Source organism: Kribbella sp. WER1 (genome assembly GCF_054189145.1).
This window is the reverse complement of sequence record NZ_CM135186.1, coordinates 815628-839164: the sequence shown is the minus strand read 5'-3', so window position 1 is coordinate 839164 and position 23537 is coordinate 815628. Positions and strand designations below refer to the sequence as shown.

The following is a 23537-nucleotide window of genomic DNA, read 5'->3' as shown; positions in this document are numbered from 1 at the left end:
CATGACAGCGTTACTGTCACAATCGCCTCATGACCGAAGCCTTCCTGTACGACGCGATTCGGACACCACGCGGCAAAGGGAAACCGAGCGGCGCGCTGCACGAGGTCAAGCCCGTCCAGCTGATCACCGGGCTGCTGGACGAGCTCCGGACCCGGCATCCCGGCCTCGACCCGGCGGCGATCGACGACGTCGTGCTCGGGGTGGTGACGCCGATCGGCGACCAGGGCATGGACATCGCGCGGACCGCGGTGCTGATGGCCGGCTACCCCGAGACCACCGGCGGCGTGCAGCTGAACCGGTTCTGCGCCTCCGGGCTGGAGGCCGTCAACCAGGCCGCGCAGCGGGTGCGGTCGGGCTGGGAGGACTTCATCCTGGCCGGCGGCGTCGAGTCGATGTCGCGGGTGAAGATGGGGTCCGACGGCGGCGCCTGGGCGATGGACCCGGAGACCGCGCTGCAGACCGGGTTCATCCCGCAAGGGATCAGCGCGGACCTGATCGCGACCGTGGACGGGTTCTCCCGCACCGACGTCGACGCGTACGCCGCCGAGTCGCACGCCCGCGCCGCGAAGGCCTGGGCGAACGGGTACTTCGGGCGTTCGGTCGTACCGGTGGTGGACCGGAACGGGCTGCGGATCCTCGACCACGACCAGCTGGTCCGGCCCGGTACGTCGGTGGAGACGCTGGCCGGGCTGCCGTTGTCGTTCGCGGCGATCGGCGAGCACGGCGGGTTCGACTCGGTGGCGCTGGAGAAGTACCTGACCGTCGAGCGGATCGAGCACGTGCACCACGCGGGCAACTCGTCCGGGATCGTGGACGGCGCCGCGCTGGTCGCGATCGGCAACGAGAAGGCCGGCGAGGCGCTCGGGCAGGCGCCGCGCGGCCGGGTGGTCTCGGTCGGCGTCAGCGGTGCGGACCCGACGATCATGCTGACCGGGCCGGCACCGGCCGCCCGCAAGGCGCTGGCCCGGGCCGGGCTCGAGGTGCCGGACATCGACCTGTTCGAGATGAACGAGGCGTTCGCGGCGGCGGTGCTGCACTTCATGAAGGACCTCGGCGTACCGCACGAGAAGGTGAACGTGAACGGCGGCGCGATCGCCCTCGGGCACCCGCTCGGCGCCACCGGCGCGATGCTGATCGGAACCCTGCTGGACGAGCTGGAGCGCCGCGAGCTCCGGTACGGACTGGCCACCTTGTGCGTCGGCGGCGGCATGGGCGTCGCGACGATCATCGAAAGGCTTGCCGCATGATCGAGTGGAAGAACGACGCCGGTGTCGTCACGCTGACGCTGAACGACCCCTCAGCGTCCGCCAACACGATGAACGACGCCTACGTCGAGGCGATGGGCCGGACCGTCGAGCGGCTGGTGGCCGAGAAGGCGCTGCTCAAGGGCGTGATCGTGACGTCGGCGAAGTCCACGTTCTTCGCCGGCGGGAACCTGCGGCAGCTGTCGCAGATCCAGCCGTCGGACGCCGCGCAGGTCTTCGACACGGTTGAAGAGGTCAAGCGGCAACTGCGTGCGCTGGAGACCCTCGGCGTACCAGTGGTTGCCGCGATCAACGGGTCGGCGCTCGGTGGTGGCCTGGAGATCGCGCTCGCCTGCCATCACCGGATCGTTGCCGACGACAACCGCATCGAGCTCGGCGTACCCGAGGTGACGCTCGGCCTGCTACCCGGCGGCGGGGGAGTGACCCGGACCGTCCGGATGCTCGGCCTGCAGGACGCGCTGATGAAGGTGCTGCTGCAGGGGCAGCGGATGAAGCCCGCGCACGCGTTGTCGGTCGGCATCGTCGACGAGGTGGTCGCCGCCGACGAGCTGCTGGACGCCGCCCGGCGGTGGATCACGACGTACGACGGCGACGCCAAGCAGCCGTGGGACCGGGACGGCTACAAGATCCCGGGCGGTACGCCGGCCTCGCCGAAGCTGGCCGCGTTCCTGCCGGCGTTCCCGGCGAACCTGCGCAAGCAGCTGAAGGGCGCCCCGTACCCGGCACCGCGGGCGATCATGAGCGCCGCCGTCGAAGGCAGCCAGGTCGACTTCGAGACCGCCTCCCGGATCGAGTCCCGGTACTTCGTGTCGCTGGCCACCGGGCAGACCGCGAAGAACATGATCCAGGCGTTCTTCTTCGACCTGCAGTCGATCAACGCGGGCGGGTCACGGCCGGCCGGCGTACCGGCGTACCGCGCGCGGAAGGCCGGGGTACTCGGGGCCGGGATGATGGGCGCCGGAATCGCCTATGTGTGCGCGAAGGCCGGTATCGAGGTCGTACTGAAAGACGTTTCGCTGGCCGATGCCGTGCGCGGGAAAGCGTATTCTGAGAAACTCCTGGCACAGCAGGTCGCGAAAGGCCGGACCACCGCCGCCGACGTGGAGGCATTCCTCGGCCGGATCACCCCGACCGCCGACCCGAACGATCTTGCCGGGTGCGACCTGGTGATCGAGGCGGTCTTCGAGGACGGCGCGCTGAAGCAGAAGGTGTTCGCCGAGATCGCCGGCGTGGTCGAGCCGGACGCGCTGCTCTGCTCGAACACCTCGACGCTGCCGATCACCGCGCTCGCCGACGGCATCGATCGGCCGGATGACTTCATCGGCATGCACTTCTTCTCGCCGGTGGACCGGATGCCGCTGGTCGAGCTGATCGTCGGCGCCAAGACCTCGGACCGGGCGATCGCGCAGGCGTACGACGTCGTACGGCAGATCAAGAAGACGCCGATCGTGGTCAACGACAGCCGCGGGTTCTTCACCTCGCGGGTGTTCGGCACGCTCGTGATGGAGGGCGCCGCGATGGTCGCGGAGGGTGTCGACCCGGTGATGATCGAGCGGGCCGCGACCCAGGCCGGGTTCCCGGCGCCGCCGCTGGCGATGCTGGACGAGGTGACGCTGACGCTGCCGCAGAAGATCCGCGACGCCGCCCGCGCGGCCGGGGACAGCGCCGGGGCGTTCGACGAGCACCCGGGGATGGCGGTCGCGGACCGGCTGGTGAACGAGTTCGGCCGCCACGGGAAGGCCGCGGGCGCCGGGTTCTACGACTACCCGGCGGACGGCCCGAAGCGGTTGTGGCCCGGTCTGTGGGAACACTTCCCGGCCGGGGCCGAAGTACCGCTGATCGACGTCCAGGAGCGGATGCTGTTCGCGATGGCGCTGGAGACCGTGAAGTGCCTGGACGAGGGCGTGCTGCGGTCGGTGCCGGACGCCAACATCGGGTCGATCTTCGGGATCGGGTTCCCGCCGCTGCACGGCGGGGCGTTGCAGTACGTGAACGCGTACGGACTCAGCGTTTTCGCCGAGCGGGCGCGCGAACTGGCCACGGCGTACGGCGAACGGTTCGCGCCGCCGGCGCTGCTGCTCCGCAAGGCTGCGGCGGGAGAGATCTTCGGCTGATCACGAGCCGATATCAACTCAAGCAAACTCCACACATTCGAACAAAGAACAGCGCGTCCGGTCTTGCGCCGGACGCGCTTTTGAGACATTGTGCTGGCACTTCTACAACGATTGACTTGCAGTACCGTGTGCCAGAACTCGGAGATGCTTAACGCCGTTAAGTACCTCGGAACCGTGCGTCGTACCCCTGCGACGTTCCCTCTCGGGAAGGTGGAATTCATGCCTGCTCATGTTCCGATCGCCGGATTGTCCCGGCGCGATCTGCTGAAGCGGACCGGCGGACTCGCTGCGCTCGCCGCGTTGACCGCGGCCTGCGGCGGCAATACCGGCCGACCGTCGTCCGGTGGGGGTGGTGGGTCGAAACCCAGCCTCTCGCAGTGGTACCACCAGTACGGCGAGACCGGCACGCAGCAGGCGGCGCTGAAGTACGCGAAGTCGTACACCGACGCGAACGTCACCGTGCAGTGGACCCCGGGCGACTACGGCAGCAAGCTCGCCTCGGGGCTGCTGTCGAACAAGGGCCCCGACGTCTTCGAGAGCCAGCTGAACATCAGCATGGTGAAGAGCAACCAGGTGGTCGCGCTCGACGACATCATTGCCGACGTCAAGGACGACTTCCTCCCGGGCGACCTGGCCACGAACTCCGTGGACGGCAAGATCTACGGCATCCGGATGATCATCGACCCGCAGGTCATCTACTACCGCAAGTCGCTGCTCGACAAGGCCGGCATCAAGCCGCCGGAGACCATCGACGACCTGATCTCGGCGTCCAAGGAACTCACCACCAACAAGGTGAAGGGCATGTTCGTCGGCAACGACGGCGGCCTCGCGCTCGGCAGCCCGGCGCTCTGGGCGGCGGGCGGCGACCGGCTCACCAAGGACCACAAGCCCGGCTTCGCCGGTGACGGCCCGGCCAAGATGTTCGGCAAGCTGCACGAGCTCTACGCCAGCAAGAGCATCCTGCTCGGCTCGCCGACCGACTGGACCGACCCGGGCGCGATCAACCAGGGCCTGTGCGCGATGCAGTGGATCGGCATGTGGGCGGTGCCGGGTATGCAGAAGGCGCTCGGCGACGACCTCGGCGTGATCCCCTTCCCGGCCCTCGACGCGTCGAACAAGCCGGCCGTGTACTCCGGCGGCTGGACGCAGTTCGTGTCCGCGAAGAGCGGCAACGTGGACGCGGCGAAGAAGTTCGTGAAGTGGCTGTGGATCGACCAGACCGCGGACCAGGAGGACTGGGCGCTGAGCTACGGCTTCCACATCCCGCCGCGCAAGAGTGTCGCCGCGAAGGCCGCCAAGCTGCAGAGCGGTGTCGCGGCCGACACCGTGAAGCTGACCCAGGACTACGGTCACACCGACGACCCGGCCTGGACCCCGAAGATGGGGACCGCGTTCAGCGACATGCTGACCAACATCATCAAGAAGGGAGCCGACCCAGCCGCCGAGATCGCCAAGGCGGAGAAAACCGTCAACGACGAACTCCAGCGGTTGTTCGGATGAGCGCAACAGCCAAGACCTCCACGGACCCCGCCACCTCCGGTGAGCGGCGGGGGACGCGGACGGGCCGGAAACGGCAGAAGGGGATCAAGGGGAACGCCCTGTGGTTCTGGGTGTTCGTCGGGCCGTTCGTGCTCGGGCTGCTGATCTTCTCGTACCTGCCGATCATCTGGAGCCTGGTCCTCAGCTTCTTCGAGGCCTACAACACGGCGACACCGTCGAAGTTCGTCGGGCTCCGCAACTACATCGACATGCTCACCGACCCGAACTTCCTGTCGAGCCTGGGCACGTTCACGATCTTCGCGGTGTTCATCGTGCCGCTGACGTTCGTGCTCTCGCTGGTGCTGGCGTTGCTGGTCAACCAGGTCAAGATCGCGCGGGCGTTCTTCCGGTCGGTGTTCTTCCTGCCGACCGCATGCTCGTACGTCGTCGCGTCCCTGATCTGGAAGCTGTCGATCTTCAACGGCGTCCGGTTCGGTCTCGCGAACACGGTGCTCGGCTGGTTCGGGATCGACAACATCGCGTGGCTCTCGACGGTCAGCCCGCCGTGGTACTGGCTGCCGCTGGTCACGGTCCGGCTGTGGCTGCAGCTCGGGTTCTACATGATCCTGTTCATCGCCGGCCTGCAGCGGATCTCGCCGACACTGTACGAAGCCGCGTACGTCGACGGGGCCAAGCCCGGGTGGCAGGTGTTCCGGTACATCACGCTGCCCCAGTTGCGGGCGACGTCGGTCGCCGTGCTGATCCTGAACCTGATCGCGGCGTACCAGGCGTTCGACGAGTTCTACAACCTGATCGGCAACGTGAACTACGCGCGGCCGCCGCTCGTCTACCTGTACGGCATCTCGCTCGGCTCCATCCAGGACCTCGGGCACGGTTCGGCCGGCGCGCTGATCCTGGCCGTCATCATCATGCTCGTGACCCTGCTGCAGAGCCGGATCTTCGGCTTCGGAAAGGCGGGCGACTGATGGCCGACGCCGAACGTACGAGCGGTACGCCGAAGCCGATCGGCTTCACCCAGACCCCACTCGGCCGCGTCGGCACCGTCCTGCGCTGGATCGCGCTGTTCATCGCGGTGGTGCTGTTCCTGCTGCCGTTCTACCTGATCGTGCGCAACGCCCTGTCCACCGAGGCCGACATCACCGCGCCGACGTGGACGCTGTTCCCGACCCACCTGCAGTGGGGCAACATCGGTGAACTCTTCAACGACACCACGGTCCCGATGGCGCGGGCGCTCTACAACTCCGCCGTCGTCGGCATCCTCGGCACCGCCGGACAGTTGCTGCTGGCATCGATGGCCGGGTACGGGCTGGCCCGCATCCCGTACAAGCACGCGGACAAGATCTTCTACGCGATCGTCGCCACCCTGATGATCCCCGGCGCGGTGACCTTCATCCCGTCGTTCATCGTCGTCTCGTCGCTCGGCTGGGTGTCGTCGCTGCGCGGTCTGATCATCCCGACACTGTTCAGCGGCTTCGCGGCGTTCCTGTTCCGGCAGTACTTCCTCGGCTTCCCCAAGGAGCTGGAGGAAGCGGCCCGGGTCGACGGGGCCGGGTACTTCGGGGTCTTCTGGCGGATCGTCGTACCGAACTCCCTGCCGTTCTTCGCCGCCCTCGCCGCCATCACCTTCATCGGCAACTGGAACAGCTTCCTGTGGCCCCTGGTGATCGGCCAGGACTCGTCGTCCTGGACCATCCAGGTCGCGATGTCGACGTTCATCACGGCCCAAACCATCAACATCCACGAACTCTTCATGGCCGTCGCCGTGTCGATCCTCCCGCTGGTCCTGATCTTCGCCTTCCTCCAGCGCTACCTGATCCAAGGCGTAACCCAATCCGGCATCAAAGACTGACCCCCGTCCACACCCCCGGCACCCGCCGGGGGTGATGCGGGCCCCCAGAGCGGACGCCCCTTCGCGGGAAGAGGCCGCCTGTCGGCCGCCTCCAGCAGCACGCGAGCTGCTTCACCGGACAGCTGCTCCGGTGAAGTACATGTTGTCGTGTGCGAGAAGGACACCGCTTCGCGGCGGCTGTCGTGCCGGTGCCTCCGGCGCGCCGTGAGCTGCTCCGGCATGCGGGTGTCCCGGCGGAGTACATGCGTTCGCGGGGGAGCGGGCGCCGCTGCGCGGCGGCTGCCTGTCGGCCGCCTCCAGCAGCACGCGAGCTGCTTCGCCGGACAGCTGCTCCGGTGAAGTACATGTTGTTGTGGGGAGGATGAGGTCGCCGCTGCGCGGCGGCTGTTTGTTGGCCGCCTTCGGCGGCGCGCGAACTGCTTCGTCGGGCGGGTGCTCCGGTGAAGTACATGTTGTGGTGGGCGAAGGACACCGCTTCGCGGCGGCTGTCCTGCCAGCGCCTCCGGCGCGCCGTGAGCTGCTCCGGCATGCGGGTGTCCCGGCGAAGTACAGGTGCTCGCGGGGGAGCGGGCGCCGCTTCGCGGCGGCTGGTTGGTTGGCGCCTTCGGCGCGTGCAGGTTGGTGGTGCCGGGCGGGTGCCGGCCGGCGGGGTGCTTGCCCGTGTGGGGTGCGCCCGACAGCGCGGGCGGTCCGGCGGGCAGGTCTTGTGGGACTGCAGACCGTCGCCGCTTCGCGGCGGCTGCCTGCTGGCCGCCTTCGGCGGCGCGGGGTGCTTCGTCGGAGCGCGGGGTGCTTTGGCGGGCGGGTGTTTCAGTGGCGTGCATGTTGTTGCGGGAACAGCTCACCGGTTCACGGCGGATGGTTGCCCGGCGCGTCCAGTGCGTGCGGCGCGTGCGGGTTTGTCGGGCGGCTGCAGGTGCGGCGCGTCGGGCTCGCAGAGCGGACACCCCTGCTCGGCGGGTGGCTGGTTGGCGCCTTCGGCGGGTGGCGGTGGTGCCGGGTGGGCAGGATCCGGTAGACGCAGTCGGCGCCCGCCCGGCGGTACTCGCGTCCTCGGCTGATCGCCTCGGGCACCGGATCGGGTGCTGCGAGGGGCTTGGATGGGGATGAGCGATGGGGACTGGCGACAAGTAATGGGGGCGGGGGACATGTAGTGGGGGCGGGGGACACGGCACTTCCTGTTCACAGTCCCCGGTGGGTGTCGCGAGTGGGCTCGTGTGCGGCTTCGCGGTTCGGGCGGGGGTTGTCCGGTGACGTGCTCGGACTGGTGACAGGAAATGGGGGCGGGGGACATGGCATTTCCTGTTCACGGTCACCGGGAGGTGTGCGGAGTCTGCTTGAGGACAGGCTTCGACGGGTGTACGGCGCCTTGGGCTCGCGCCTGGGGTTGGGTACGGCTCGCGGCTGGGGTGGCGGGCGGTCGTCAGCTGGGCTTGGTTGCCGGTTGCCGGTTGCGGGTTGGTGCTTGGCTATTCGCGGTCTTGCGTGGGTGGGCGGTCGGCGAGCTTAAGCCAGATGACGCCTGTGATGATTACGGCGAGCCAGGCGGCCTTCGGGAGGGTGAGGGTTTCGTGGAAGAAGACCGGGCCGAGGAGGGCCGCGCCCGTGCTGCCGGTGCCGGCCCAGGTGGCGTAGCCGATGCTTACTTCGATGGTGCGGAGGGCGAGGCTGAGGGTCCAGAGCGTTAGGAGGAAGAAGATCGCCGCCGCGACGGACCACGGCCAGACCGTGAAGGCTTGGCTGCCGCCGACTGACAAGGCGTAGCCGACTTCGAAGGTGCCGGCTAGGAGGAGTGTGAGCCAGGCGGTGCTCATGACGCGCTCGTCAACTGCAGGCCGACGACGCCGCCGATGACCAAGGCGATGCCTACGGCCTTGCGCCAGGTGAGTTGCTGGCCGAAGACGAGCGTGCCGAGCAGGGTGATGCCGACGCCGGCGAGCGACGTCCACAGGGCGTAGCCGACGCCGACGTCGAAGGTCAGCAATGCGCGGCTGAGGAAGTATGTGCCGAGGGCGCCGGTGACGAGGGTGGCGGCGGTCCAGCCGCGGTGTTTGAAGCCTTGGGCCTTGCCTGCTGAGACCGCTACGGCGATCTCGAAGACCACGGACGTGCCTAGGTAGAGCCAGTGCATGACAGTCCTTTCAAGAAAGTGCGACTGGCTCATCGTGCAACTTCACACTGGTGTCAGATGCAACACTGGGCGCATGCGAATCGGACAGCTTGCGCGCGAGGCTGGCGTGAGTGCGCGGTCCTTGCGGTACTACGAGGAGCAGGGGCTGATCCGCTCGAGTCGGACGCCCGGTGGGTGGCGGGAGTTCGACGGGGTGATGGTCGAGCGGGTCGTGATGATCCAGCATCTGCTGGCGGCGGGGCTGTCCAGTAGCACGATCGGCGAGCTGTTGCCGTGTTTGGAGGCGCCGCCCGAGGAGCGCACCGGCGTACTCGAGGTGCTGCTCGCGCAGGAGGTGCAGCGGTTGGAGGAGAAGCGGCGCGAGCTCGATCGGGAGCTCGAAGTACTGCAGGCCCTGCGGCAGGACGTCAGCGTTTAGACGCCCAGAAGAGCGCGTGCCCGCCGGCGCCCTCCGGTACGAACGACTCGGATTCGACGGTCAGCCCGGCGTCCGTGAGCCAGCGCCGGTACGTCGCCGCGTCGGTGTGGCTCCACCACATCGTGGTACCCCCGCCGAGCCAGTCGTCCTCGGTGCCGGTCCACGCCGTGCTTCCCGTCGTACACAAGAAGAACCCACCGGGCCGCAGCCAGCCGCCGATCCGTTCCAGAGGTAACTAGTTGATGGTCGTCGGATAGGAGCTAGCAGAAGTACCTGCTCGCGCTCCGATCTCACGCGAGCACGTGATGCCCGGCGGTGGTGAGGGCGCGGGCGAGGGGTACGCCGCTGCCGCAGCCGAGGTCGAGGATCTGGCTGGACGGCGACAGGCGGGTGGTCAGCTCGGCGATCCACGGGGCGTACTTCGAGTCCGCGCCGGTCGCGTCGTCGTACCGGCGGGAGAGTACGTCGTAGCCGCGGCGGACGATCTCCTTCGGGTCGGTCACCCGACGGACAGTAGCGCGTTCAGCCGGTCCTCGCGGGTCGAGCGGCGCGTGAACACGTCCGAGCGGTTCGCGGCGGACTTGGCCAGTGCGTCGGCGCGGGCGGTGGGGGTCAGGTGGTCGACGTACACCTGTCCGGCGACGTGCTGGGTCTCGTGGATCAGGCAGCGCGCGAAGTACCCGGACGCCTCGACGGTGAACGGGGCACCGTCGACGTCGTACGCGTGCAGGACCGCGCGCGCCGGCCGCGCGAGCTCGGCGTTCGCGCCGGGCACCGACAGGCAGCCCTCCGTGCCGTCCTGGGTACCGAGCAGCGCCGTGCTGGTCTCGACGCGCGGGTTGAACGCGTGCCCGACGTGCCGGTCGCCGTTCTCGTCGGTCAGGTCGTACACGAACAGCTGCGCGTCGACGTCGACCTGGTTCGCGGCGAGCCCGCAGCCCTCCGCGATCCACATCGTCGTGAACATGTCGTCGATCAGCCGCCCCCAGCGCGCCGCCCCGAACTCGGTGACCGGCCGGCACGGGCGGTGCAGGATCTCCTCGCCGTACTCCGTGACCCGCAGCGGCGCGCCCCGTCGTACCTCGTCCAGCAACTCGGGCAGGCGACGACTCAGCCGCCCTTGGATGTACGTCGGCATGCAAAGACCGTACTATGCAAAGTTGGAGCTTTGCAAAGCCGCTAGGATGCCGCCATGACCACGAACCGCCGGGACGTCGTCCGCGCGCACCCGCTGCGTGAGGAGCTGCTGCGGCTGATCGACCGCGACGGCGCGACGACCTCGACGATCGCCGCGCGCGAGCTGGCGGAGAGTACCGGCTCGTGCTCGTTTCACCTGCGCCGGCTGGCGGCGCTCGGCGTGATCGAGCCGGTCCCGGGCGCGCAGGGCCGGGTGAAGCCGTGGCGGCGGGTGCGGACCGAGCAGGCGGCGCTGAACCGTGAGCTCGAGGACACGGCGTACGCGAGCTGGCTGGCCGCGAAGGCGGCCGACGACGAGGACTTCGCGTTCAGCGCGGTCGTCACGCTCGCCGACGGCGAACTCGCCGAACTCCGCGCCCGCCTGCACCGGGTCCTGCACGACTTCGTCGGCTCGGAACCGGCCGCCGACTCCGGTACGCCGACCGCCGTGATCATCCGCGCCTTCCCGCTCCACGAGGAGTAGCGCGGCGGAACCGCGAGGCGTGCCGTCGCGTCAGGGCAGTGGACGGTACGACACGAAGGCGGAGCACCCATGACGAACGGCCGACCGACCGAGCACATGGCCCCACAACACCTCTGGCCGGACTACGCACAAGCGCGGGCCCAGCAAGCGCAGGTCTGCCCACCGGCGACGGCCCAACCAGGCTCGCCGGCCTTGGGGCTGCTCGGGCTGCTCCTCGGTCTTGCCGCCTTGGTCGCGCCGTTCCTCCCTCCGGTGGAGATGACGGGCGTCCGTCAATACGGCACGGTCCTGTTGGCGATGCCGGGGCTCGCGTTCGCCTTCATCGGTCTGGGCCGCCATCGGCGTGCGAGGCCGGCCGCGGCGATCGCGTTGGTCATCAACATCTTCGCCCTGGCGATCCTCACCCCGCTGGCGATCGCGTTCCCTTGAAAACAAGCCATCCAATGTCGTGATTCCTGCGTACGGTCGTCGGCATGCGAAGCGTGACGCGGGACCAGGCCGTCGCCTACCGGCTCTCCGTGAACCACCTGGTCGACCGGCTCCCACCCGGATCGCACGAGCAGGCGGCGTACGTCGGCCTCCAGGACACCGCACCGCGGGACGCGCTGCTCGGGCTGGCTGCCCGGATGCAGGACTGCGTCCCGACCGACTGGGAGCACCCGACCCTGATCCAGACGTACAGCCCGCGCCAGGCGGTGTACGTCCTCCCGGCCCGCGACTTCGGCGTCTTCACCGTCGGCCGCCTGCCACTGGAGCCGGCCGCCGTACGCCACATCAACGGCCTGGCCGACCACGTCTGCGAGGTCCTTGCCGGGCAGGAGCGACGCGGCGCGTACATCCACGGCCTCCGCGCGGCCTGCGCGACCGGCCGGATCGCGCTCCGCTGGGACACGACCTCCCTGTACGCCCGCGAGGTCCCACGCCCCACGATCGACGTACGCGAGGCCCGCCGCGAACTCTGCCGCCGCCACCTCCGGTACTTCGGCCCCACCACCCCCAAGGTCTTCGCCTGGTGGTCCGGCCTGTCACCCGCCGACGCCAGAACCGTCTGGGACCAGCTCTCCAACGAACTGACCGAGGTCGACCTGGCCGGCGCCCAAGCCTGGATCCTGCGAACCGCCGAACCCGACCTCCACGACGCACCCCCACCCACCGGCCTACGCCTCCTCGCGGCCCCCGACCTCCGCCTGCTCGGCCGCGACCGAGCTGCCCGCTTCATCGCCCCCGGCCTCCGCCCCCTGACCCCGGCCGCCGACACCTTCCACCCCAACGCCCTCCTCCGCAACGGCCGAATAGCCGGCGCCTGGGGCCGCAAAGCCGGCCGAGTGGATCTAGCGCTCTCGGAGCGACTCACACCCGACGAGTACGACGCCCTGTACGCCGAGGTCGCGGCCCTGCCGCTGCGAGATCCAGAGCTGGTGGTCCGCGCCATTACCTGATCGGCCACAATCGGAGTATGCCTGTCTCACCCAACTGTCCGTGTGGTCAGCCTGTGCCGTATGACGATTGTTGTGGGCCGCTTCACCAGCAGAAGGCGACGGCGGCGACCGCGGAGCAGCTGATGCGGTCGCGGTATGTGGCGTTCGTGATGCAGGATGCGGCGTATCTGCGGCGGACCTGGGCGTTGGCGACCCGGCCCGCGAGTATCGACTTCGACCCGGGGCGCCGGTGGACCGGGCTGAAGATTCTTGGTACCACCGGCGGGAGTCCGTTCCATACGGAAGGGACCGTCGAGTTCGACGCCTACCACGACGCCGGCGTACAGCATGAGAACAGCACGTTCACGCGGGAAGCCGGGGAGTGGGTGTACGTCGCGGCCCTGTGACTACTCGGCGATCCGGTACGTCGGGGTGATGATCGCGCGGGCCAGCGTGTGGAAGGCGAGGTTGAAGCCGACGACGGCCGGGGTGGCATCGGAGTCGACGTCCAGGGCCTCGACGTCGATCGCGTGGACGGCGAAGTAGTAGCGGTGGATCTGGTCGCCCGCCGGTGGGGCGGCGCCGCCGAAGGCCTTGGCACCGAAGTCGTTGCGGACGTGGAAGGCGCCGTTGTCGAGGCGTTCGGTGGTGCCGGCGCCGGCCGGGAGGTCGGTGACCGTGGCCGGGAGGTTGACCAGCACCCAGTGCCAGAAGCCGGACACGATCGGCGCGTCCGGGTCGAAGCAGGTCACGACGAAGGCCTTGGTCTCCGCCGGGAACCCGGACCAGCTGAGCTGCGGCGACGTGTTCGCGCCGCCGAACGCGTGTGCGTCGGCGAGCGGCTCGCCGTCGGTGACGTCGGTACTGGTGACGGTGAACGCACCGACCTCGGGGAGCAGCTTGTACGGGTCCGGTGCGACGGGACGATCGAGCGACATCTGTGAGCCCTCCAACAGCGAGTGACGTGTGGTGAATCCGACACTACTGTCCACAGACTGCTGGTCCGGCCGGGGGCGGTGGCCGAGGGATGCGAAGATCGTCCGGAGGCTACGAGTGGAGGACTGGTGGACGAGTACCTGGAGCGGATCGCTCCCGCCGATCAGGCGGCGATGCGGGCGGCCGCGGAACGGCATGCGCGGCTGACCAAACCGGCCGGCTCCCTCGGCGTCCTCGAGGAGCTGTCCGTCAAGCTCGCCGGGATGACCGGCGCCCCCGCCGTACCCGGTCCCGCGGTCGTGACGGTGTTCGCGGCCGACCACGGCGTGCACGCGCAGAACGTCTCCCCGTGGCCGCAGGAGGTGACCGCCGCGATGCTCGCGAACTTCGCGGCCGGCGGCGCCGCGGTGAACGCGTTCGCGAAGAACAACGGTGTCGACGTCCGGGTCGTCGACGTCGGCGTCGCGACTCCGGTCGACGGGCTGGACATCGTGCACGCGAAGGTCCGCCCGGGGACCCGCGACCTCTCCCAGACCGGCGCGCTGACCGAGGACGAGGCACGGCAGGCGATCGCGGTCGGGTACGACCTCGCGGACTCGCTGGTCCGGGACGGGTACCGCTGCCTGCTCACCGGCGACATGGGCATCGCGAACACCACGGCCTCGGCCGCCCTGATCGCGACCTTCACCGGTGCCACCGCCGACGCGGTGACCGGTCGCGGGACCGGGATCGACGACGCGGCGCTCGCGCACAAGACGGCAGTAGTACGCGAGGCGCTCGCGCGGCACGACGTACCGCCGACGGAGCCGTTGAAGGCCCTCCAGGCGTACGGCGGGCTCGAACACGCCGCGCTCGCCGGGTACGTTCTCGGCGCTGCCGCGAACAAGGTCCCGGTGATCCTGGACGGCGTGATCGCGGGCGCCGCCGCGCTGGTCGCGCAGGCGTTCCACCCGGCCGTCATCGACTACTGCGTGGCCGGTCACCGGTCCGCGGAGCCGGGGCACGCGGTCGCGCTCAAGCAGCTCGGCCTGCAACCGCTGGTCGACCTGGACCTGCGGCTCGGCGAGGGGACCGGCGCGGTGCTCGCGTACCCGATCCTGACCTGCGCGGCGCGGGCGCTCGAGGAGATGGCCACTTTCGAGGACGCGGGGATCGGTTCGTGACGCATCAGTACCTGTCCGGGCTGGTGCTCGACGGGCGGCGCGTGGTCGTCGTCGGCGGCGGCGGTGTCGCCCAGCGGCGGCTGCCCCGGCTGCTCGAGTCCGGCGCGCGCATCGACCTCGTCTCGCCGTCGATCACTCCGACGATCGAGGGCCTGCTCGGCAACCCGTCGCTCACCTGGATCCAGCGCGGCTACCAGGCCGGTGATCTCGACGGCGCCTGGTACGTCGTGGTCGCGACCGACGACGACGCCGTCAACGACCAGGTGTCCGCGGAGGCGGAGGAGCGGCGGATCTTCTGCGTACGGTCGGACGACCGCTCCCGCGCGACCGCGTGGACGCCCGCGTCCGGGCAGCACGGGAACATCACGATCGGCGTCCTCGGCGGTGGCGACCACCGGCGCTCGGCCGCCGTCCGGGACTCGATCCTGGAGGGGCTGCGGACCGGTGAGCTGGCGGCGCGGGACACAAGGCGGGACACAGGGCCTGACACAGGGCGGCGGCCCGGCGTGTACCTCGTCGGCGGCGGGCCGGGCGATCCGGACCTGATCACGGTCCGCGGGCGGCGGCTGCTCGCCGAGGCGGACGTGGTGGTCGCGGACCGGCTCGCGCCGCAGCAGTTGCTGGACGAGCTGCACCCGGACGTGGAGCTGTTCGACGCGGCGAAGCTGCCGCGCGGGCGGGCGGCGCAGCAGGAGGAGATCAACCGGATCCTGGTCGACCGCGGGCGGCAGGGGAAGGTCGTCGTACGGCTGAAGGGCGGGGATCCGTACGTCTTCGGCCGCGGGTTCGAGGAGGCGATCGCCTGCGCCGCGGCCGGGGTGCCGTGGACGGTGGTCCCGGGGATCACCAGCTCGATCTCGGTGCCGGCGGTGTCGGGGATCCCGGTCACGCATCGTGGGGTGACGCACGAGTTCACGGTGGTATCGGGGCACATCCCGCCGTCGCATCCGGACTCGCTGGTGAACTGGGACGCGCTCGCGCAGCTGCACGGCACGCTGGTGCTGCTGATGGCGGTCGAGAACCTCCCGGCGATCACCTCGCGGCTGATCGAGGCCGGCCGGCCGGCGGACACCCCTGCCGCGGCGATTGCCGACGGCACCCTTCCCAGCCAGCAGATGGTGACGTCGGACCTCGCCGGTATCGCTGACGCGATGAAGGAGCAGGGCGTCGGCGCTCCGGCGATCGTTGTCATCGGCAACGTAGTCGACGTAGCCGCCCAGCTCATGGCCGGCCCGGCGGGGTCGGGCAGGTCGCCAGCCGCTGCGGGAGCGGCTGGACCTGCGGGAGCGGCTGGCGCTGCAGGACCTGAGGGAGCAGCTGGCGCTGCGGGACCTGCTGGTGCTGCGGGAGCTGCTGGCGCTGCGGGACCTGCTGGCGCTGGGGGAGTGGGGGCGGGGTGACGCTGGTTTCGGTGGTGGAGGCGGGTGACGAGCGGCTGGCGGACTATGTGCAGTTGCGGGAGGTGAACCTCCGGCGGCTGCTCGAGGAGGAGCACGGCCTGTTCATCGCCGAGGGCGACAAGGTGATCCGGCGGGCCGCCGGCGCCGGGTACGAGCCGCGGTCGTTCCTGCTCGCCCCGCGCTGGCTCGACTCGCTCCAGGACGTGCTCGCGCAGTGGCCGGACAAGCCCGTGTATGTCGTCTCGGAGGAGCTGGCCGAGCAGGTCACCGGGTTCCACGTGCACCGCGGCGCGCTCGCGTCGTACAAGCGCCAGGCCGCCGTACCGCTGCCGGAGCTGCTGACGCCCGGCGTACGCCGGATCGCGATCTTCGACGAGATCGTTGACCATACCAACGTCGGCGCCGGCTTCCGGGCCGCGGCCGCGCTCGGGGTCGGGCTGGTGCTGGTGACGCCGACCTGCGCCGACCCGCTGTACCGGCGGTCGATCAAGGTGTCGATGGGGACCGTCTTCCAGGTCCCGTGGACCCGCCTGCAGAGCTGGCCGGGTGACCTGAAACTCCTGCAGGAGCACGGGTACGTCGCCGCCGCGATGGCGCTCACCGACGAGTCGATCACGCTCGACGACCTCGCCGACCGCAAGGACGACAAGCTCGCACTGATCTTCGGCACCGAGGGCCACGGCCTGAAGCCGACCGTCCTCCGCCAGGCCGACCTCACCGTCAAGATCCCGATGGCCGGCGGCGTCAACTCCCTTAATGTCGCTTCCTCGGCAGCGGTCGCCTTCTACGCGACCCGCTAGACCTGCATCACATGGAACACTGCCCGCCATGCACATCAACTGGGTCGGCGCCGTACTCGCGCTCGTGGCCGGCATGGTCGTCGCGGGCATCTGGTACGGCAAGGCCTTCACGACCATCTGGTGGAAGCTGACTGGCATCACCCCGGAACAGTCCAAGAACGCCAGCCGGAAGAACACGATTCAGCTGCTGATCGCGAACGGCATCACGGCAGTCGGCCTGGCGCTCGGCAGCGCGATGGCAGCGAAGGCGTTCGACAACGACTCGGTCTGGCCGGCACTGCTCGTCGGTCTGGTCGCCTGGCTGGGATTCTCGGCGAGCACCCTGCTCCAGCACAACGCGTTCGAGCTGAAGCCGGCCAAGCTGACCCTCATCAACTGCAGCTACCAGCTGGTGCTGTTCGTTGCGATGTCGCTCGTGATCGGAGTGCTCTGATGCCGAAAGTTGTCCTCGTCACCGGAATGCAGGCCGCCGGGAAGTCGACGATCGCACCGTTGCTCGCGGCCCGGATGGGACCGCCCGCCGCAACCCTCGACGGGGACGTGTTCTACCGCGGCGTCGTCGCGGGCGCCGAGGTGATGACACCGGAGCCGACACCCGCGGCGGTCCGCCAGCTGGAGCTGCGGTACGACGCCAGCACCCTGATCGCACAGCACTACGCCGACGCCGGGTTCGACTTCGTCTGCAGCGACATCGTGCTCGGCGCACACGTCGAACGCTGGTTCTCCCGGCTCCGAGACGTCGAGCCGTACCTCGTCGTCCTCGTGCCGTCGGTGGAGTCGATCGTCGTGCGGGAGATCGAACGCGGCGGCCGGAACGCGTACCGCGACTGGGAGCAGCCGGGCGGGTCGCTGGCGGACGCCGTACGGGCACTGCAAGCGGGCCTCGCGGACATCCCGCGGCGGGGTCTGTGGCTGGACACCACCGACCAGACCCCGGCCGAGACGGTCGACGCGATCGACCTGGAGAAGGCCCGCTGGTAGCCGCCTCAGGTGGCGGGGGTTTCCTCCTGGTCGTGGTCGACCATCGGGGACAGCGGCCAGTCGCTCGGGTAGTCCGGGGCGAACTCCTCGGCCTCGGCGAACAGGCGCTTGCGGTACTTGCGGGAGAGCCGGTCCCCGAACACCATGCCCTGCGTGTGGTCGGTCTCGTGCTGCAGGCAGCGCGCGAGCAGGCCGTCGCCTTCGTACGTCACCGGCTGGTTGTGCTGGTCGACGCCGGTGACCTTGGCGAAGTCGGGGCGGGCGCACTTGGTGAACGCGCCGGGCAGCGACAGGCAGCCCTCGTCGCCCTCGTCGAGGTTGCGGTCCTTGCCCTCCGGAAGCTCCAGCTTCGGGTTGCAGACGACGCCCTGGACGTGGTTGCCGTCCTTGTCCGGGCAGTCGAACACGAACAGCTGCAGGTCGACGCCGACCTGGTTCGCCGCGAGGCCGACGCCCTCGGCCGCGTTCATCGTCGCGACCATGTCCGCGACCAGCGTCTGCAGCTCGTCGCCGAAGTCGGTGACCGGCTGATTGACCCGATGCATGACGTCTTCACCCCAGCGGGTGATAGCCCGCACCGAACCGTTCCCAGGCAACGTAGACATGCGGGAAAGTGTAGGCCGGGCGGCTGCCGGAGCAGCCACCCGGCTCGGGTGCTACTTGGCGTTGACCTCGTCACGCCACGCGACCCAGTCGCGGAGCGGACCGAGGTCGTAGTCCGGACCGCCGGCGTGCACGGTGAACAGCCGGGTGCCGACGTCGAGCAGCTGCTTGCCGACGTCCTCCGGCTTCTTGTCGCCCACACCGACCGAGCGCTCGATCTCGCCCGGGTCGCGGCCGATCGTCTTGCAGTGCTCGTCCAGTACGGCGTGCTTGTGCGCGATCGTCTCGGCGTCGCCGAAGCCGTGCCAGATGTTCGCGTGCTGGGCGACCAGCTTCAGCGTCTTCTTCTCGCCGCCGCCGCCGATCAGCACCGGGATGTCCCGGGTCGGCTTCGGGTTCAGCTTGGCCCAGCGCTGCTCGATCCGCGGCAGCGCCTCACCGAGCGCGTCCAGCCGGCCGCCCGCCGTACCGAACTCGTAGCCGTACTCGTCGTAGTCCTTCTCGAACCAGCCGGAGCCGATGCCGAAGATCAGCCGGCCGTCGCTGATGTGGTCGACGGTGCGCGCCATGTCGGCGAGCAGGTCGGGGTTGCGGTAGGAGTTGCAGGTCACCAGGGCGCCGATCTCTACCCGCTCGGTCGCCTCGGCCCAGGCGGCCAGCATGGTCCAGCACTCGAAGTGCAGGCCCTCGGGCTCGCCGCTCAGCGGATAGAAGTGGTCCCAGTTGAACAGGACGTCGACGCCGATCTCCTCGGCCGCGGCGGCCGTCCGCCGGATGTCGGCGTACTGCGCGTGCTGGGGCTGCACCTGCAGACCGATCCGGACGGGGAACGCACCGTACGGCCGGTCGGTGGACTCGGAAGCTGTCATGGTGGAGATCCTATCCGGCATTGCGGAGGACCCTCCGGATAGACCGGAACGTGGAGGGGGTACGACGGGGATGACCGACGACGTCGACGAGTTCGCGCGGCTGTTCACGAGCTTCCTGGAGCGGATGCAGGCGGCCGGCGGCCCGCGGAGCGCACGGGAGAACCTGCGGGAACGGCTCCGCGCCCACCTCGGGGTGGACCCCGAACAGGTACCGGTGGTTGCGGCCGCCTATCCGTCGTACGACCTGCCGAACGTGCAGCGCGCGATCGAGGCGTGGTTCGACGGCTACGACCTAGTCGGGCTGTCCGGCGCGAACCGCGGTCACCACTCGCTCGGGGAACTGCTGGAGCTGGCGGACTACAGCCACTTCGGGATCGGGGCGGTTGACTACCAGCGCGTACCGGTCGACGTCGACGAGGAGCAGGACTGCGTCGCGTTCGGGATCTACCTCGGGACGCAGGGCCCGGACCGGTACGTCGCCCTGCTCCGCGCCGCGAACCCGCAGCACGGGCGGGCGAGCGTCGAGCTGGAGGTGCTTGCCGAGGACCGGGGCGCGGCGCAACGGTTCCTCGGTGCGTTGCCGGAGCTGATCCGGGAGCGCAACATCTTCCGCGGCAAGGTGGTGTCGTTCGAGGGGCACGAGTTCGGGCAGGGCGTCGGGCCGTTCCGGCTGCATCCGCGGCCCGGGATCACCCGGGAGGACGTCGTACTGCCGGACGGCGTGCTGGAACGGATCGAGCGTGAGGTCATCGGGATAGCCGAGCATCGCGAGCGGATGCTGGCGGCCGGTCAGCATCTACGGCGCGGTGTGCTGTTGTACGGGCCACCGGGGACCGGGAAGACGCACACCGTGCGGTACCTGCTGTCGCGGTTGCCCGACTTCACCGTCGTCCTGCTGGCCGGGACGAGCATCCACTTCATCACCCAGGCATGCGCGCTGGCCCGGATGCTCCAGCCGGCCCTCGTCGTCCTCGAGGACTGCGACCTGGTCGCCGAGGCCCGCGACTTCTCGCGAGGGATGGAGAACCCGCTGCTCTTCCAGGTGCTGAACGAGATGGACGGGTTGGCGCAGGACGCGGACGTCGCGTTCCTGCTGACGACCAACCGCGCCGACCTGCTCGAACCGGCGTTGATGCAGCGGCCGGGGCGGGTGGACATGGCGGTCGAGGTTCCGTTGCCGGACGCCGCCGGTCGGGCTCGCCTGCTGGGGTTGTACGGGCCGCGGCTGGAGGTGCCGGACGAGGTGGTGCAGGAGATCGTCGAGCTAACGGACGGTACGACGGCGTCGTTCATGAAGGAGCTGGTACGGCGGACCGTCCTGCTGGCGGCCGAGGCGGGAGAATCGCCCGGACCGGCTCACCTCCGAGCGGCGGTCGCCGACCTCCTCTCCTCCCGAGACACCCTCACCCGCCGCCTCCTCGGGCCACCGCACCCTCAGACGGTGGCGACGACGCCCCTCCCGACGGCTCCGAACCGGGCATGCCGCCTCGGGGCGGCGCTGTGCCTGGGGGTCACAAGGGGTTGATCGGCTGAGAGTGCGGACCTGGGGCACTCACCAACCTGCGTGATCGGGGCTCCTCACATGCTCGACCCCCGCGTGCTCGCCGGCTCGTGGGCGAGGTTGTTGAGTGGTGGAGGTCCGCCCTCAGCCGAAGTAGGCCGCCAGGTGGTCGAGCATCGTCGCGACGCCGGGCTTGATCGGCGCCTCCTGCTCGGGTGTGAGGCCGACGCTGTGGTAGTCGAGGCGGGTGCGGTGGCCGGGGAGTTCGGTCAGGTCGACGGTGATTTCCTCGGCGGGCTCGTCGAAGCGCAGGACCAGGTGATGCGGCAGGTCCAGGTCGCCGAACTGCAGGCTGAACGGCACCTCGGCGTCGCCGACGAAGACCGCGGAGATCCGGCCGCCGGAGCGGACGTCGATCCGGACGCGGTCGGCAGGCGTCCGGAAGCCCTCCGCGACGAACCAGGCGGCGAACGGCTCGGGCTCGGTGAAGGCGCGGACGACCTCGGTGGGTGGGGCGTCGACGAGTTGCTGCAGGGTGAACATGATCGGTACCTCCCGGATCGGAATCAGGCTGACCCCGTCAGCATGCCGGGCGGCGTTTACGGTTTGTTTTCGGTCGGGAGCCGGTCGGCGTACGCCGCGGCCCAGTCGCCGAGCGCGCGGATCGGGACCAGCAGGTCGGTGCCCGCGGTGGTCAGCGAGTACTCGACGCGCGGCGGCGCCTCGGCGTACCGGCGGCGCTCGACCAGGCCGTTGTGCTCGAGGCGGCGGAGCGTCTCGGTGAGCACCTTCTGGCTGATGCCGCCGATCTGACGGCGGAGTTCGCCGGGGCGGGCGGGGCCGCGGGCGAGCGAGTACAGGACGACCATCGGCCAGCGCCCGCTGATCAGGTCGGCGGCCACCCGCGCCTGGCAGTCGGCGAAGAATCTCGGCTCCACCGGTCCATTGTGCGTCGCCCGTTGGGCACCTGGTGGTGCGCATCGAACTGTCTAGCGTCTGGGCTATGCGAATTGGGACATTGGGCAACGGATTGATGGCCGAGGCGCTCGGGGCCGGCTGGGTGCGCGCCGGGCACGACGTGATGATCGGCGGGCGGTCCGTCGAACGGGCCGCCGAGGTGGCCGAGCGCGTCGGCGCGACGGCCGGGACGCTGCAGGAGGCAGCGGAGTACGGCGAGGTCGAGGTGCTCGCGGTACCGGCTGAGGTGGCGGTGGAGGTTGCCCGGCTGGTGCCGGGTGGGCGGACGCTGATCGACTGCACGAATGCGTTGGATCATCGGGACTTCACCCTGACGCAGGAGGGTGTTGCAGAGCAGGTGAGTACGGCGACCGCCGCGAGCGTGGTGAAGGGGTTCAACCTCGCGGCTGACGCCGTGTGGCGGAATCCGCCGGCCGGGCTCGGCGTACCGCTGTGTGGGGACGACGGCGTGGACGTGGTCGCGGGGCTGGTGCGTGATCTCGGGTGTGTGCCGGTTCCGGCGGGCGGCCTGGTCCGGGCGAAGTTGCTGGAGGCAACCGCCGCGCTGGCGATCGGGATCTGGGTCGGCGGGGGAGACGTCCGCGGCCTGTTCCCGCCACTAGCGGCCGCCTTCGGCACCGTCCCGCCGCGCTAGGCGCAGACTCCACGCCGGAAACAGCAGGTAGGTCCCGGCCCAGCTGGCCCCGGCCGCGAACGTCCAGCCCGGTGCGCTGCCCAGGTCGTCGAGCCCCATCAGGATCCCGGGTACGCCGACGAACCCGAGCAGCATCACCACCCCGGGCAGCAACCCCCGGACGCCGACCAGCCAGACGCCGATCAGCGCGAAACCGAAGCTCGACCACAAACCGGCGAGGAAGAACCCGGTGATGCCGCCGAGGACGAGGACCGTGCCGACGACGGTCAGCAGCGCCCCGACGGCAGCCAATCCGGCGAGCACGGTCCGCGGCCGCAGGATCCACGCGAGCGCGAAGCTGAGCAGGCCGAGCAAGGCGTTGCCGACGTCGTTGATCGGGCCGAAGGCCGCCGCCCCGGTGTAGAACACGAGCAGGCACAGGCACGTGCCGAACCCGACGATCGCGTGCGTCAGCGCGACCTGCCGTACGGTCCGGTCAGTGCTCATCCTTGGATGATCGCGCAAAGAGCTCGTTGAGTTCCGCCTGGGGGATCTGCTCGGCGGTGATCGTGCCGTGGGTGGCGACCTCCGCGGCGGTCCGGCGGACGAACGCGAGCGCGGCGCGGGCGATCGAGCCGCCGAGGCTGATCCGCGCGACGCCGGCGACCCGGAGGTCGGCGACGTTCAGGGACGAGGACGGGCCGAGGCCCATCACCACGTTCAGCGGGCCGTCGAGCTCCTGGACCAGCGTGCGGATCGCGTCGAGGGAGTTCACGCCGGGGACGTACAGGCAGTCCGCGCCGGCCGCCCGGAAGCGGTTCGCGCGGGCGATCGAGTCGGCCAGCGGGGGCGGCGTACGGAGCAGTTGGCCGTCGGTACGGGCGGTCAGCACGAACGATGGGCCGGCCGCCTCCCGGGCCGCCGCGATCCGTTCCACCGCGAGGGATTCGTCGTACAGCTCGCGGCCGTCGAAGTCCTCGATGTTCCCGCCGGCCAGCCCGGCCTCGCGGGCCAGCCGGATCGTGTCGGCGACCGCCTCCGGCGTGCCGCCGTACCCGTCCTCGAGGTCGCCGTTCACCGGTACGTCGACGGCGGCGGTGATCTCCCGGACGCGCGCGAACATCTCGTCCCGCGACACCGCCGGCGCGCCGTCCGGCAGCATGTGGTCGCCCTTCGCCAGCGAGAACGCGATCCCCGCGCTGGTCGTCGCGATCGCCGGGAACCCGGCGGCTGCGAGCAGCACCGCGCTCCCGGCGTCCCACGCGTTCGGCATCACGAACTGGCCGGCATGCAAGTCTCGGAACGTCATGGTCCCGAGTCTGTCACCGCGACGGTTCG

General features: G+C 69.9%; 28 protein-coding genes. 17 read left to right on the top strand and 11 right to left on the bottom strand.

Features of this window, described 5'->3' with window-relative positions; all coding sequences use genetic code 11:
• Window positions 1-29: 29 nt before the first annotated feature.
• From ACXJJ3_RS04195 to ACXJJ3_RS04175, 5 genes are all read left to right on the top strand, one after another.
• Complete coding sequence (locus ACXJJ3_RS04195) at window positions 30-1247, top strand: acetyl-CoA C-acetyltransferase (protein ID WP_458168596.1); 1218 nt, start codon at window positions 30-32, stop codon at window positions 1245-1247.
• Window positions 1244-3379, top strand: a complete 2136-nt coding sequence (locus ACXJJ3_RS04190) for a 3-hydroxyacyl-CoA dehydrogenase NAD-binding domain-containing protein (RefSeq protein ID WP_458168595.1) — start codon at window positions 1244-1246, stop codon at window positions 3377-3379. Before ACXJJ3_RS04195 ends, ACXJJ3_RS04190 begins: the two co-directional genes overlap by 4 nt.
• A 219-nt stretch (window positions 3380-3598) precedes the next feature.
• Window positions 3599-4879, top strand: coding sequence for an ABC transporter substrate-binding protein (locus tag ACXJJ3_RS04185; RefSeq protein WP_458168594.1), 1281 nt, complete (start codon window positions 3599-3601; stop codon window positions 4877-4879).
• A complete protein-coding gene (locus tag ACXJJ3_RS04180; protein ID WP_458168593.1) occupies window positions 4876-5844 on the top strand; it encodes a carbohydrate ABC transporter permease in 969 nt (322 codons plus the stop codon). Before ACXJJ3_RS04185 ends, ACXJJ3_RS04180 begins: the two co-directional genes overlap by 4 nt.
• Entirely contained in the window at window positions 5844-6728 is an 885-nt protein-coding gene (locus ACXJJ3_RS04175) for a carbohydrate ABC transporter permease (RefSeq protein WP_458168592.1), read from the top strand. Before ACXJJ3_RS04180 ends, ACXJJ3_RS04175 begins: the two co-directional genes overlap by 1 nt.
• A 1469-nt stretch (window positions 6729-8197) precedes the next feature.
• Here ACXJJ3_RS04175 and ACXJJ3_RS04170 read toward each other — a convergent pair.
• Both ACXJJ3_RS04170 and ACXJJ3_RS04165 read right to left on the bottom strand, forming a co-directional pair.
• Window positions 8198-8542, bottom strand: coding sequence for a DMT family transporter (locus tag ACXJJ3_RS04170; RefSeq protein ID WP_458168591.1), 345 nt, complete (start codon window positions 8540-8542; stop codon window positions 8198-8200).
• On the bottom strand, window positions 8539-8859 hold the full coding sequence (locus ACXJJ3_RS04165; protein ID WP_458168590.1) for a DMT family transporter: 321 nt from the start codon (window positions 8857-8859) through the stop codon (window positions 8539-8541). Before ACXJJ3_RS04165 ends, ACXJJ3_RS04170 begins: the two co-directional genes overlap by 4 nt.
• A 73-nt stretch (window positions 8860-8932) precedes the next feature.
• Between ACXJJ3_RS04165 and ACXJJ3_RS04160 the strand changes: the two genes are divergently transcribed.
• Window positions 8933-9277, top strand: coding sequence for a MerR family transcriptional regulator (locus ACXJJ3_RS04160; protein ID WP_458168589.1), 345 nt, complete (start codon window positions 8933-8935; stop codon window positions 9275-9277).
• A 290-nt stretch (window positions 9278-9567) separates the two neighbouring features.
• Here the strand turns inward: ACXJJ3_RS04160 and ACXJJ3_RS04155 are convergent, their stop codons facing one another.
• Window positions 9568-9780: a hypothetical protein gene (locus tag ACXJJ3_RS04155; RefSeq protein ID WP_458168588.1), complete on the bottom strand. Its 213-nt coding sequence runs from the start codon at window positions 9778-9780 to the stop codon at window positions 9568-9570.
• Window positions 9777-10415, bottom strand: a complete 639-nt coding sequence (gene def / locus ACXJJ3_RS04150; RefSeq protein ID WP_458168587.1) for a peptide deformylase — start codon at window positions 10413-10415, stop codon at window positions 9777-9779. Before def (ACXJJ3_RS04150) ends, ACXJJ3_RS04155 begins: the two co-directional genes overlap by 4 nt.
• A gap of 54 nt (window positions 10416-10469) precedes the next feature.
• Between def (ACXJJ3_RS04150) and ACXJJ3_RS04145 the strand changes: the two genes are divergently transcribed.
• The 4 genes from ACXJJ3_RS04145 to ACXJJ3_RS04130 all read left to right on the top strand — a co-directional run bounded on the left by ACXJJ3_RS04145 (window position 10470) and on the right by ACXJJ3_RS04130 (window position 12762).
• Complete coding sequence (locus tag ACXJJ3_RS04145) at window positions 10470-10937, top strand: hypothetical protein (RefSeq protein WP_458168586.1); 468 nt, start codon at window positions 10470-10472, stop codon at window positions 10935-10937.
• A 69-nt stretch (window positions 10938-11006) separates the two neighbouring features.
• Window positions 11007-11366, top strand: a complete 360-nt coding sequence (locus ACXJJ3_RS04140) for a hypothetical protein (RefSeq protein ID WP_458168585.1) — start codon at window positions 11007-11009, stop codon at window positions 11364-11366.
• A 44-nt stretch (window positions 11367-11410) separates the two neighbouring features.
• Window positions 11411-12376 carry a DNA glycosylase AlkZ-like family protein gene (locus ACXJJ3_RS04135; RefSeq protein ID WP_458168584.1) on the top strand — a complete coding sequence of 322 codons (966 nt, stop codon included), beginning with the start codon at window positions 11411-11413 and terminating at the stop codon, window positions 12374-12376.
• Between the two features lie 17 nt (window positions 12377-12393).
• Window positions 12394-12762: a YchJ family protein gene (locus tag ACXJJ3_RS04130; protein WP_458168583.1), complete on the top strand. Its 369-nt coding sequence runs from the start codon at window positions 12394-12396 to the stop codon at window positions 12760-12762.
• On the opposite strand, the gene ACXJJ3_RS04125 is transcribed toward ACXJJ3_RS04130, so the two are convergent.
• A complete protein-coding gene (locus ACXJJ3_RS04125) occupies window positions 12763-13293 on the bottom strand; it encodes a YbhB/YbcL family Raf kinase inhibitor-like protein (protein ID WP_458168582.1) in 531 nt (176 codons plus the stop codon). It lies immediately after the preceding gene.
• A 126-nt stretch (window positions 13294-13419) separates the two neighbouring features.
• Between ACXJJ3_RS04125 and cobT the strand changes: the two genes are divergently transcribed.
• From cobT to ACXJJ3_RS04100, 5 genes are read left to right on the top strand one after another with little or no spacing between them, the layout of a single operon-like run.
• On the top strand, window positions 13420-14454 hold the full coding sequence (gene cobT / locus ACXJJ3_RS04120) for a nicotinate-nucleotide--dimethylbenzimidazole phosphoribosyltransferase (RefSeq protein ID WP_458168581.1): 1035 nt from the start codon (window positions 13420-13422) through the stop codon (window positions 14452-14454).
• Window positions 14451-15854, top strand: a complete 1404-nt coding sequence (cobA, locus tag ACXJJ3_RS04115) for a uroporphyrinogen-III C-methyltransferase (RefSeq protein ID WP_458168580.1) — start codon at window positions 14451-14453, stop codon at window positions 15852-15854. Before cobT ends, cobA begins: the two co-directional genes overlap by 4 nt.
• Window positions 15851-16654 (top strand): TrmH family RNA methyltransferase, encoded by an 804-nt coding sequence (locus ACXJJ3_RS04110; protein WP_458168579.1) that lies wholly within the window; start codon window positions 15851-15853, stop codon window positions 16652-16654. The genes cobA and ACXJJ3_RS04110 overlap by 4 nt, the downstream gene beginning before the upstream one ends.
• A gap of 28 nt (window positions 16655-16682) precedes the next feature.
• Complete coding sequence (locus ACXJJ3_RS04105; RefSeq protein ID WP_458168578.1) at window positions 16683-17087, top strand: DUF1761 domain-containing protein; 405 nt, start codon at window positions 16683-16685, stop codon at window positions 17085-17087.
• On the top strand, window positions 17087-17635 hold the full coding sequence (locus ACXJJ3_RS04100; protein WP_458168577.1) for a phosphotransferase-like protein: 549 nt from the start codon (window positions 17087-17089) through the stop codon (window positions 17633-17635). The genes ACXJJ3_RS04105 and ACXJJ3_RS04100 overlap by 1 nt, the downstream gene beginning before the upstream one ends.
• Before the next feature lie 5 nt (window positions 17636-17640).
• On the opposite strand, the gene def (ACXJJ3_RS04095) is transcribed toward ACXJJ3_RS04100, so the two are convergent.
• Both def (ACXJJ3_RS04095) and ACXJJ3_RS04090 read right to left on the bottom strand, forming a co-directional pair.
• Window positions 17641-18240 carry a peptide deformylase gene (gene def, locus ACXJJ3_RS04095; protein ID WP_458168576.1) on the bottom strand — a complete coding sequence of 200 codons (600 nt, stop codon included), beginning with the start codon at window positions 18238-18240 and terminating at the stop codon, window positions 17641-17643.
• Window positions 18241-18291: 51 nt separating this feature from the next.
• Window positions 18292-19107 carry an LLM class F420-dependent oxidoreductase gene (locus ACXJJ3_RS04090; RefSeq protein ID WP_458168575.1) on the bottom strand — a complete coding sequence of 272 codons (816 nt, stop codon included), beginning with the start codon at window positions 19105-19107 and terminating at the stop codon, window positions 18292-18294.
• A gap of 70 nt (window positions 19108-19177) precedes the next feature.
• Here ACXJJ3_RS04090 and ACXJJ3_RS04085 point away from each other — a divergent pair, with 70 nt between their 5' ends.
• Complete coding sequence (locus ACXJJ3_RS04085; RefSeq protein ID WP_458168574.1) at window positions 19178-20632, top strand: AAA family ATPase; 1455 nt, start codon at window positions 19178-19180, stop codon at window positions 20630-20632.
• A 120-nt stretch (window positions 20633-20752) separates the two neighbouring features.
• Here ACXJJ3_RS04085 and ACXJJ3_RS04080 read toward each other — a convergent pair whose 3' ends face one another.
• Window positions 20753-21151: an SRPBCC family protein gene (locus ACXJJ3_RS04080; RefSeq protein WP_458168573.1), complete on the bottom strand. Its 399-nt coding sequence runs from the start codon at window positions 21149-21151 to the stop codon at window positions 20753-20755.
• A gap of 56 nt (window positions 21152-21207) precedes the next feature.
• The gene (locus ACXJJ3_RS04075; RefSeq protein WP_458168572.1) at window positions 21208-21546 is read right to left on the bottom strand and encodes a winged helix-turn-helix transcriptional regulator; all 339 of its coding nucleotides are present in this window, start codon (window positions 21544-21546) and stop codon (window positions 21208-21210) included.
• Between the two features lie 65 nt (window positions 21547-21611).
• Here ACXJJ3_RS04075 and ACXJJ3_RS04070 point away from each other — a divergent pair, with 65 nt between their 5' ends.
• Window positions 21612-22220: an NADPH-dependent F420 reductase gene (locus ACXJJ3_RS04070; protein WP_458168571.1), complete on the top strand. Its 609-nt coding sequence runs from the start codon at window positions 21612-21614 to the stop codon at window positions 22218-22220.
• Here the strand turns inward: ACXJJ3_RS04070 and ACXJJ3_RS04065 are convergent.
• Complete coding sequence (locus tag ACXJJ3_RS04065; RefSeq protein WP_458168570.1) at window positions 22185-22706, bottom strand: hypothetical protein; 522 nt, start codon at window positions 22704-22706, stop codon at window positions 22185-22187. The genes ACXJJ3_RS04070 and ACXJJ3_RS04065 overlap by 36 nt on opposite strands.
• Entirely contained in the window at window positions 22696-23508 is an 813-nt protein-coding gene (locus ACXJJ3_RS04060; RefSeq protein ID WP_458168569.1) for an isocitrate lyase/PEP mutase family protein, read from the bottom strand. Before ACXJJ3_RS04060 ends, ACXJJ3_RS04065 begins: the two co-directional genes overlap by 11 nt.
• Window positions 23509-23537: the final 29 nt, after the last annotated feature.